Raw genomic sequence first — 10,072 nt, forward strand, 5'->3', positions numbered from 1 at the left:
GGCGAGCGGATGTACCGCACCGGTGACCTGGTGCGCCGCGCCCGCGATGGTGAGCTGGAGTACCTGGGCCGGACCGACGACCAGGTGAAGATCCGCGGCTTCCGGATCGAACTCGGCGAGATCGAGCAGGTGTTGACGACTCACCCCGAGGTCGCCACGGCCGTCGTCCGGCCGGACGACAGCGGCACCCGACTGGTCGCCTACCTGGTCACCGACCGCCCGCTCGACCCGGCCGGCCTGCGGGCCTTCACCGCCGAGCGGCTGCCCGCCCACATGGTGCCCGCCGCCTTCGTCGCGCTGCCCGCCCTGCCGCTGACCGGCAGCGGCAAGGTCGACCACCGTGCCCTGCCCGCACCGGAGTTCGCCGCCCACCCGGCCGGCCGCCCGGCCCGCACCCCGCGCGAGCAGCTGCTCTGCACCCTGTTCGCCGAGACCCTCGGTCTGGAGCGCGTCGGCATCGACGACGGCTTCTTCGATCTGGGCGGGCACTCCCTGCTCGCCATGAAACTGCTCTCGCGCATCCGCACCGCCCTCGGTGTCGATCTCGGCATGCGGGCGCTGTTCGAGGCGCCCACCGTGGCCGGGCTGGACAGCCGGCTCGACCAGGGGCCGGCGGCGGACGCCCTGGACGTGCTGCTGCCCCTGCGCACCGGCGGCGACCGGCCCCCGCTGTTCTGCGTCCACCCGGCGGCCGGCATCAGCTGGGTCTACTCCGGGTTGTTGCGCCACCTCGACCCCGGGCAGCCGGTGTACGGTCTCCAGGCCCGTGGCCTGCGTGGCGGGGCGCCGGCCAGCGTCGCCGAGATCGCCGAGGACTACGTACGGCAGATCCGGGCCGTCCACCCGTCCGGCCCGTACCACCTGCTGGGCTGGTCCTTCGGTGCGGTGGTCGCCCAGGAGATGGCCGTCCGGCTCCAGGCCGAGGGCGCGCCGGTCGGGCTGCTGGCCCTGCTGGACGGCGGCCCGGCGGTCCACACCGATGCCGCCCCGCCGTCCGAACCCGTCGACACGGTGGCCGAGTTGCTGCGTTCGCTGGGCTACGACCCGGCGGACGGCAGCGGCCAGGCCGATCTGGCGGCGGTGCTCGGCGAGGCCGCGCACGTCCTGCCCGAGGTGTTCGACCGGCACCGCAAGCTGATGGCCGAGCACCGGCCCGAGTGCTACCGGGGCGATGCCGTCTTCTTCGGCGCCACCCTCGGCAAGCCGGCCGACTGGCCGTACGAGGAGGTCTGGCGGCCCCACCTGGACGGGCGGATCGAGGGCCACCGGCTGCCGTTCGGCCATGGCGACCTGGCCCGGCCGGAGTCGCTCGCCCGGATCGCCGCCGTGCTCGCCGACAAGCTGCGGCCCGGGAGCGCCGGCAGCGCCGGCAGCACCGGCAGCACCGGCAGCACCGGCAGCACCGGCAGTACCGACAACAGCGACAACGCCGAGAAGTTCCAGAACACCGAGAAGTCCGGAGCGTGAGCCGCGATGACCACCACCGTCCCGATCGAGTCACCGGCTCCGCCGGACCGGCCGCGCAGCAGGTGGGGCCTGTGGGCCCACGGGGACTTCCGCCGGCTCTGGATCGGTGAGACCACCAGCAACTTCGGCACGGCCGTCGGGAGCGTGGCCCTGTCCCTGGTGGCCGTGGTCACCCTGGGCGCCAGCCCCCTCGCGGTGGGCGTGATCAACGCGGCCGCCTGGCTGCCCTGGCTGTTCCTCGGCCTGCTGGCCGGCGCCTGGGTGGACCGCTGGCCCCGGCTGCGGGTGATGCTGGTCTGCGACCTGCTGCTGCTCGTCCTCTTCGGCAGCGTGCCGGTGGCCAGTTGGCTGGGGGTGCTCTCGCTCGCCCACCTGGTGGTGGTGGCCCTGCTGACCGGGGCGGTGAAGGTGTTCTTCTCCACCGCCTACGGTGCGGTGCTGCCCACCCTGGTCGGCAAGGCCGACCTGCTGGAGGCCAACGTCAAGCTGCGCTCCGGGGCCTCGGCGGCGGAGATCGCCGGCCCGGGCGCGGCCGGTCTGCTCTCGCAGGCCTTCGGCGCCGCCAGCGGGATGTTCGCGGACTCGCTCACCTACCTGGTGTCGGCGCTGTTCCTGCGGCGGATCAGGACGGAGGAGCGCCCCCCGCCGGTGTCCGAGCGGCGCGGCATCCCGCGCGAGATCGGCGAGGGCGTCCGGTTCCTGCTGCGCGATCCGTACCTGCGCACGTTCGCCTGCTTCGCGGCGATCGGGAACCTGGGGCTGAACGGCATCCAGGCGGTGCAGACGGTCTTCCTGGTGCGCAGCGTGGGGCTCGAACCGGGCGCGGTGGGCGGGGTGTTCGCGCTGGTGAGCGTCGGCGGACTGGCCGGCGCGATGCTGGCCGGACGGGTCGCCCGCAAGCTGGGCAGCGCCCGCGGGCTGCTGGTCTGCGAACTGGTGGTCGCGCCCTTCATCCTGTTGCTGCCGCTGGCGGGTGACCGGCTGCCGCTGGTGGTCAGCGCGCTCGCCTGGGCGGTCGCGGTCTGCGGGGTGGTGGCGGGCAACGTCCTCGCCGGCAGCTTCTCCCAGGGCTACTGCCCGCCCGCGATGATCGGCCGGATCCGGGCCAGCTCCGCGACCCTCAACTACAGCGCGATCCCGGTGGGCGCCCTGCTCGGCGGCTACCTCGGCGAGGCGATCGGCGCCCGCAGCACGATCTGGCTGATGGCGGGCGTGCTGCTGTCGGCGGGCGCGGTGCTGCTGGCCAGCCCGCTGCGCGGCCTTCGCGACTTCCCGACGCGGCCGCCGGCCCCCGCCGCCTGACCGGCCCCGCCCGTAGCGCCCGTTCTGCTTGTTCCGCCCGTTCCACCCGTACCGCCCGTACCGCCCGTACCGCCCATACCGCCCGTACCCGACTTCCCTGGAGCTTCCGATGGCCCGCACCGCCCGTCCGCGCCACTACCTGATGTGCCGTCCGACGCACTTCGACGTCACCTACGCGATCAACCCCTGGATGGATCCGGCGAAGCCGGTGGACACCGACCTGGCCGTCGCCCAGTGGGAGCGGCTGTACGCCCTGTATGGCGAGCTCGGCCACCGGGTCGACCTGATCGACCCGCTGCCCGGCCTGCCCGACATGGTCTACGCGGCCAACGGTGCCACCGTCGTGGACGGCAGGGTGCTCGGGGCGCGCTTCCGCAACGCCGAGCGGGCCGCCGAGGGCCCGGCCTACCTGGAGTGGTTCCGCGCCCGGGGCTTCGAGACGCGCGACCCGGAGTACGTCAACGAGGGCGAGGGGGACCTGCTGACGACCGCGAGCTACGTGCTGGCCGGGCGGGGCTTCCGCAGCGTGGCCGACGGGCACGCGGAGGCGCAGGAGTTCTTCGGCCGCCCGGTGGTCGGCCTGGAGCTGGTCGACCCGCGCTTCTACCACCTGGACACCGCGCTCGCGGTGCTGGACGGCGACGAGATCATGTACCACCCGGAGGCCTTCTCGGCCGGCAGCCGTGCCGTGCTGCGCCGGCTGTTCCCGGACGCGCTGCTGGTGGACGGGGCCGACGCGGCGGTGTTCGGCCTCAACGCGATCAGCGACGGCCTGCACGTGGTGCTGCCGGAGGCGGCGGTGGGACTGGCCTCGCGACTGCGCGAGCGCGGCTTCCGGCCGATCGGGATGGACCTCAGCGAGCTTCTCAAGGGCGGCGGCAGCGTGAAGTGCTGCACCCTGGAGATCCGCGCGACGGCCTGAGCGGGCGGCGTCATCCGGTGGCATCCTCGGGTGGCGTCACCGGGCGGCCCACCGAGCACCGGTGATCGTTGGTGATCACCGGTGCTCGGCTGTAGATCGGCCGTTGAACGCTCCCGGCCAGACTGGTTCCACACCACGACGGAACCCCTTCCCAGCAGGGAAGCGAGCCGAGGAGTACCAGAGATGACGCAGCGTCCGGCCACCACCATCCGCATCCGCCTCCGGCTGTTCACGGTCGGCCTCGGGGTGGCCGTCGCCCTGGGCGCCGGCCTCTCGGTGACGGTCGCCGGGGCGGCGGCCGACGCCGGGGTGGCGACGGTGGTGAGCGGCGACGCGACGCCGACGCCCACCCCGACCCCCACCCCGACCGGCGGCACCGGCGACTGGAACAGCACCGGCTCCTGAACGCACCGGAAGTGACTGCAGGATCGATTCCTCAGCAGCCCGAGGAGAGCCGGTCGGCGGCCCGCCGGACCTCCCGACCCGACGGGGTCGACGGACCCGGACCCTCGGCCCGGGGCAGCAGCGCCGCCACCTCCGCCGCCTCCGGCAGCCCCAGCCGGACGAAGATCCGGTGCGCCTCTCGCAGTCGGCCGTACGCCTCGGCCTCCCGCCCGAGGTCGGCCAGCGTCCGGCCCAGCACCACCAGCGCGTGGCCCTGGTCCCGCTCGGCACCCAGCTCCTCGCACAGCTCCAGCGCCTGCCCGGCGTGCTCCAGCGCCTCGTCCGTCCGGCCGAGCGAGCGCAGACTGTCCGCCATCCGGTAGCGGGCGTGCCCGGCCCGGGCCCGCAGACCGGACGCCGAGGCCACCGCCAGGCACTCGCCGAACCAGGTGACCGCCTCCTCGTGCCGGTCCAGCCCGTGCAGCGCCAGCCCCAGCACGTACAGCGTGTACGCCCGGCCCGGATCGTCGTGCCGGGTCCGCAGTTCGGCCAGCGCCTCGTGGCAGATCGGCACCGCCTCGGCGGCCCGCCCGCTGCGCACCCGGGCCAGCGCCGCGTTCACCGTCGTCACCAGCGCGCCGGAGCGGTGGCCGAGTTCGCGGGCCAGCAGCAGCGCCTCGTCGTAGTGCCCGACGGCCTCGTCGTACCGGCTGAGGAACTGGCAGACCAGGCCGAGGTCGTTCAGCGCCTGGCGCAGGATCACCGTGTCGCCCGCCGTCCGGGACGCGGCCACCGCCAGCCGGGAGGCCGCCTCCGCCTCCTCCAGCCGGGTGGCGGCCAGGGCGACGTTGCCGCGCAGGAAGTGCGCCCGACCAGCTGCCCGGTGGTCGGCGCGGTGGTCCGCGGCGGCGGCCAGGGCGTCCGCGGTGGTGGCCAGCTGGCGGCTGGGCGGGGCGAGGACGAACGGCGTGAGCGCGATCAGCAGGTCGATCGCGGCGCGCAGTGGGTCCGTGGTCGGGGCGTCGGCGGGGTACGGAGCCGGGCTCGGGCCGTCGGCAGCGGCCGGCGGGGAGTCGGTGTCGTCCGCCACGCTCCAGCCCGCCACCTGCGCGGCCAGCGCGATCGCCCCGGAACCCTCCGCCTCGGCCCAGGCCCGCGCCCCGTCCGGGCCGTCCAGGGGGACGCCCGCGCTGCGGGCCGGCCCGAGCGCGCCGGCCGCGGGATCCCCGGGGACGGCGTGCTGGAAGGCCGAGCACGCGGTGGCCAGCAGGTGGTCCAGCATCCGGTCGCGGGCGGCCACCGCCGCGCCGGGATCGTCCGGACGGCGCCGGGCGAACGCGCGCAGCAGGTCGTGGAAGCGGTAGCGGCCGGGGAAGGGCGACTCCATCATCGCCACGTCCACCAGGGCCTCCAGCAGGTCCTCGGCGTCGTACTCGTCCAGGTCCAGCAGGGCGGCCGCGGCCTGCAGCCCGAGGTCCGGCCCGTCCACCGAGGCGGCCAGCCGGAACGCCCGGGCCTGGGCGGGCGTCAACTGGCGGTAGCTCAGCTCGAAGGCCGCCGCCACCTCCAGGTCGCCGATGCGCAGCTCGTCGATCCGCCGCCGCTCGACCGCCAGCCGGCGGCCCAGCGTCTGCACCGTCCAGCTCGGCCGGGCCGCCAGCCGGGCCGCCACGATCCGGACCGCGAGCGGGAGGTGGCCGCAGACGAGCAGCAGCTCCCGGGCGGCCTGCGCCTCGGCGGCCAGCCGCTCGGCGCCGATGGTGCGGCCCAGCAGTTCGAGCGCCTCCTCGGGTTCGAAGACGCCGAGGTCGGCCTGGACGGTCGCGGGCAGGCCGGACAGCCGGGTCCGGCTGGTGGTGAGCACGGCGCAGCCGACCGCGCCCGGCAGCAGCGGCCTGATCTGCGCGGTGTCGTGGACGTTGTCGAGCACCAGCAGCAGCCGCCGGCCGTCCACCGCCGAGCGGAACAGCGCCGAGCGGGCGTCCAGCCCCTCCGGCACCGCGTCGGCCGGCACGCCGAGCGCCACCAGGAAGCCGCTGAGCACCGCCTCCGGATCGGCCGGGGTGGCGTCGGCGCCCCGCAGGTCGACGTAGAGCTGCCCGTCCGGGTAGGCCTCGCGCACCCGGTGGGCGACGTGCAGGGCCAGCGCGGTCTTGCCGACCCCGCCCATGCCGACCACGGTCGCGATCACCAGCGCCTGCTGGCCGGGCGTGCCGGGGGCCGTGCCGGGGTTCCTGTCGAGCGCCCCGCCGAGCGCCTTGCCCAGCCGTTCGACCAGGACCGAGCGGCCGGTGAAGTCCGCCGCGTCGGGCGGCAGTTGGGCCGGTCTGGGGGTGGGTGCGGCGCTCCCGATCGGGGTGCTGCTCCCGGCCGGTGCGGTGTTCCCGGCCGGTGCGGCGGCGGGACCGTTCGGCGCCGCCGGGCCGGTGGGCGGGTCCGGCGCCTCGGCCCCGGGCGCGGCCGGCTCCGCCGGACCGGGGGCGGCCGAGCCCGGGACGGGCGCGACGGGGACGAGCGCGACGGAGGGCACCGGAGCGGCGAGCGACGGGTCCCCCTCCAGGATCCGCTGGTGCAGCAGGTCCAGCTCCGCCCCGGGCGCCACCCCCAGTTCGGCCAGGAACAGCTGACGCGCGCCCCGGAACACCGCCAGCGCGTCCGCCTGCCGCCCGGCCTGGTACAGCGCCCGCATCAGCAGCCCGTACGCCCGCTCGTGCAGCGGGTGCTCGGTGGTCAGCGAGGTCAGCTCCGGAATGCACCGGGAGTAGCGCCCCAGCGCCAGGTCCAGGGCGATCCGCTCCTCCAGCAGGGTCAGCCGCAGCTCCTGGAGCCGCTGGCGCTGCCGCTGCGCGAACGGTCCGGGGATGCCGGCCAGCGGCTCGCCCTGCCACAGCTCCAGCGCTTGGTTCAGCAGGTCGCGCGCCTGCTGCGGCTCCCCGGCGGCCGCCGTGCGCTCGGCCTGCGCCGCCAGCTCCTCCGCCTGCGCCGCGTCCACCGCGTGCTTGGGCAGCACCAGCCGGTAGCCGTCCCCGACCGAGGTCAGCACCGTCGGCGCGTCCGGCGCCTCGCCGTGCAGGACCTTGCGCCACCGCCAGGCGTAGGTGCGCACCGTCGTCATCGCGGTGCCCGGCGGCTCCTCGCCCCACAGGGCGTCGATCAGGTCGGTGGCGCTCGCGCCGTGGCCGGGCCGCAGCAGCAGCACCGCCAGCATCGCCTGCTGCTGGGGGCTGCCCACCTTCAGTACGGTCGCGCCGCGCTGCGCCCGCATCAAGCCCAGCACCGAGAACCGGAAATCATCCATTCCTGCACCTGCCCACCTCATGTGCTCGCCCCCGCCCGCACGTGCCGCCCCCGAATTGGTGAGTCCCTATCAACCCACGGGACCTGGCGGGATGTCGAGAGATCGTCGACCCGGTGGTGATCCGGTGTTGATCGGCCGTCGCCACAATCGGTGATGTGGCGCCCGCAGTCGGCCCGGCCCCTCACCGCCGGACCCGCCACGTCCCGGTCGCCCGGCCGCCGACCGGCGACCACCACGGCTCTCGGAGGCGGACGCCCATGAACAAGGACCGGAACAGCGACCTGAGCACCGGCCGGAGCGCGGATCCGGACGCGGACCGGAACGCGGGTTCGAACGCGGAACCGAGTACGGACCTGAGTGCCGACCGGGCCCCGGACTTGAGTGCGGACCGGACCACGGTCCTGGACACCGACCTGCTCCACCGGCTGCTCGACGTCGACCCGGCCGCCGGACCGGTCGAGCTGCTCCACCGTGCCCGGGGCGAGCGCCACCTCCCGTACCTGGTGCTCGCCGCGCTCGCCCGGGAGGGCGTCCGGATGGGCGCGCACGCCCGGGACGAGCTGCGGCGCGCCCGCGACCGGGTCGAGTGTTACGCCCGGGTCGCCCGCGACCTCGCCGACGCCACCGGGGTCCGCCCGATCCGCGACCTGCCGCTGGCCGGCTACTACCCGCCCGACCTGCCCCGGCCGCTGGCCGAGCTCGGCCTCGTCAGCCCCACCGAGGCCTCGCTCTGGCAGGCCGTCAACCGGCTGGTCACCGACCACCCGGTGGAGTCCGTGGAGGTCACCCTGCTCGGCGAGCGCCCCCGGCACATCGCCGTCACCCTGCGCTGGCCGGCCGAGGACCCGCTGCTCGACCCCTGGTACCAGGTGCGGGTCGCGACCGCCGCGCTCACCGGCGACCTCGCCACCGTCCCGGTCCGCCCCTACCTGGCCGCCGACGACCACGTCGAATGCCTGATCGCCCTCGCCGAGGAGGGCCTCGGGCGCACCTTCCTCGCGGGCGACGTGATCGACGTGGCCCGGCTCGCCGGGCAGCCCTTCGAGCCCGTCGAGACCGCCGCGGTGGTCGCCGCCTACCGGCTCGCCCCGGAGGCCGCCGCCCTCCTCGACCTCGCCGCCGAGCACGTTCCGCTCGGCGCCCTGCGGGACGTGCGCACCGTCCTGGAGGCCGAGGTCGCCCCCGAACTCCGCCGCCGCACCTCTGCCGGCGCCCCGCCGTCCCACGGCACCTCGCCGCGCCACGGCACGCTGCTGCGCCGCACCGTCATCCGGCACCGGTGGGACGAGGCGCTGCTACTCCCGGCCGGCGACGCCACCCTGCTGCTCACCCCGGTCGCCGACTACCTGCTCGGCCCCGAGGGCACCCGGCCGACGGACCGCGAGCGCACCGCCGCCCTCGCCGCCCTGCGCGCCTGGGACGCGACCCTCCCCGGCAGCCCGGACGGGGCCCGGTGCACCGGCCTGTCGGGGCCGCGCCACCGCTGAGCGGGCCCCGCGGGCCGCGGTCGGGGGAGGGTCGAGGGCGGGGGGACTTGCCGAGCCGCCCCGGAAGTCTTGTATCGTTCCTGGCGAATCATCCAGAGGGGTGGAGGGACCGGCCCTACGAAGCCCCGGCAACTCCCCGTTCGACCCGGCGTCCGAAGTACGCGCCGTGTTGGCGGGGGCAGTGCCAACTCCGGCCTGTCGCCACTGTGGCGCGGGAAAGATGAGGAGACACGGTGCTCTCTGTGCTGTCCTTCGCCCGGGCGCTTCCCGCCCCGGTCCTTTCGCGTACCCGTCTCGTGCCCGGCGCAGGCAATCGGCCGACTTCTCCGGCCCGTCCTCGCTGACCACACCCCCCGGCTCCCCGCCAGGAGCCGCCGTGAGCAGCGTCGACCCGCTGCTCCCGGGCCTTGAGACTGGAGTACCCATCCCATGGAGAACACGAGCGGCGTCGGCGTGCTCGACAAGGTCACCTCGATCCTCGGCACCCTGGAGGCCGGGCCCGCCACCCTGGGCGGCCTCGTCGCCGCCACCGGCATGGCGCGGCCCACCGCCCACCGACTGGCCGTCGCACTCGAACACCACCGCCTGGTCAGCCGGGACGTGCAGGGCCGGTTCATGCTCGGCCCCCGGCTCGGCGAGCTCTCGGCGGCCGCCGGCGAGGACCGGCTGCTGGCCGCGGCCGGCTCGGTCCTTGCCCAGCTGCGGGACGCCACCGGCGAGAGCGCCCAGCTCTACCGGCGGCAGGGCGAGGTCCGGATCTGCGTGGCCGCCGCCGAGCGGCTCACCGGCCTGCGGGACACCGTTCCGGTGGGCGTCACCCTCCCCATGAAGGTCGGCTCCGCCGCCCAGATCCTGCTCGCCTGGGAGGAGCCCGAGCGCCTCCACCGCGGCCTGCAGGGGGCCCGCTTCACCGCCACCGCCCTGAGCGGCGTGCGGCGCCGGGGCTGGGCGCAGTCCGTCGGCGAGCGCGAAGCCGGGGTCGCCTCCGTCGCCGCGCCCGTCCGCGGCCAGTCCAACCGGGTGGTGGCCGCCGTCACGGTCTCCGGGCCGATCGAACGGCTTTCCCGCCACCCCGGCGCCCAGCTCTCCCAGGCCGTCGTCGAGGCGGCCCACCGGCTCACCGAGGCCCTGCGCCAGCCCTGACGGGGGCTCGGGAGTTCCGGGCTCCGGGCTTCAAGGCTCCCTGAAACTCCGGGCTCCGGGGCGCACCTC

The 10,072-nt window shown here is 75.7% G+C and carries 7 protein-coding genes and 1 riboswitch; of the genes, 6 read left to right on the forward strand and 1 reads right to left on the reverse strand.

The features are described 5' to 3' along the window. The 4 genes from ACFU6K_RS19170 to ACFU6K_RS19185 form a co-directional block, all read left to right on the forward strand. Positions 1 to 1,467, forward strand: a 1,467-nt coding sequence (locus ACFU6K_RS19170) for a thioesterase domain-containing protein (RefSeq protein ID WP_380664494.1), incomplete at its 5' end; no start/stop codon positions are given. Between the two features lie 6 nt (positions 1,468 to 1,473). Further along, positions 1,474 to 2,769, forward strand: a complete 1,296-nt coding sequence (locus ACFU6K_RS19175) for an MFS transporter (protein WP_380664496.1) — start codon at positions 1,474 to 1,476, stop codon at positions 2,767 to 2,769. 109 nt (positions 2,770 to 2,878) lie between these two features. Next, positions 2,879 to 3,691 carry a dimethylargininase gene (gene ddaH / locus ACFU6K_RS19180; protein WP_380664498.1) on the forward strand — a complete coding sequence of 271 codons (813 nt, stop codon included), beginning with the start codon at positions 2,879 to 2,881 and terminating at the stop codon, positions 3,689 to 3,691. 183 nt (positions 3,692 to 3,874) lie between these two features. Beyond that, positions 3,875 to 4,096: a hypothetical protein gene (locus ACFU6K_RS19185; protein WP_380664500.1), complete on the forward strand. Its 222-nt coding sequence runs from the start codon at positions 3,875 to 3,877 to the stop codon at positions 4,094 to 4,096. Positions 4,097 to 4,127: 31 nt separating this feature from the next. Here the strand turns inward: ACFU6K_RS19185 and ACFU6K_RS19190 are convergent, their stop codons facing one another. Then, positions 4,128 to 7,373, reverse strand: a complete 3,246-nt coding sequence (locus ACFU6K_RS19190; RefSeq protein ID WP_380664502.1) for a BTAD domain-containing putative transcriptional regulator — start codon at positions 7,371 to 7,373, stop codon at positions 4,128 to 4,130. 257 nt (positions 7,374 to 7,630) lie between these two features. On the opposite strand from ACFU6K_RS19190, the gene ACFU6K_RS19195 reads away from it, so the two are divergent. Next, a complete protein-coding gene (locus ACFU6K_RS19195; protein WP_380664504.1) occupies positions 7,631 to 8,860 on the forward strand; it encodes a hypothetical protein in 1,230 nt (409 codons plus the stop codon). A gap of 85 nt (positions 8,861 to 8,945) precedes the next feature. Then, positions 8,946 to 9,087: riboswitch (SAM riboswitch) on the forward strand. 202 nt (positions 9,088 to 9,289) lie between these two features. Next, the gene (locus ACFU6K_RS19200) at positions 9,290 to 10,003 is read left to right on the forward strand and encodes an IclR family transcriptional regulator (RefSeq protein WP_380664506.1); all 714 of its coding nucleotides are present in this window, start codon (positions 9,290 to 9,292) and stop codon (positions 10,001 to 10,003) included. The last annotated feature ends 69 nt before the right edge of the window (positions 10,004 to 10,072 follow it).

This window comes from Kitasatospora sp. NPDC057512 (assembly GCF_042802135.1).
In the GTDB taxonomy this organism is placed as follows: Bacteria; Actinomycetota; Actinomycetes; order Streptomycetales; family Streptomycetaceae; genus Kitasatospora.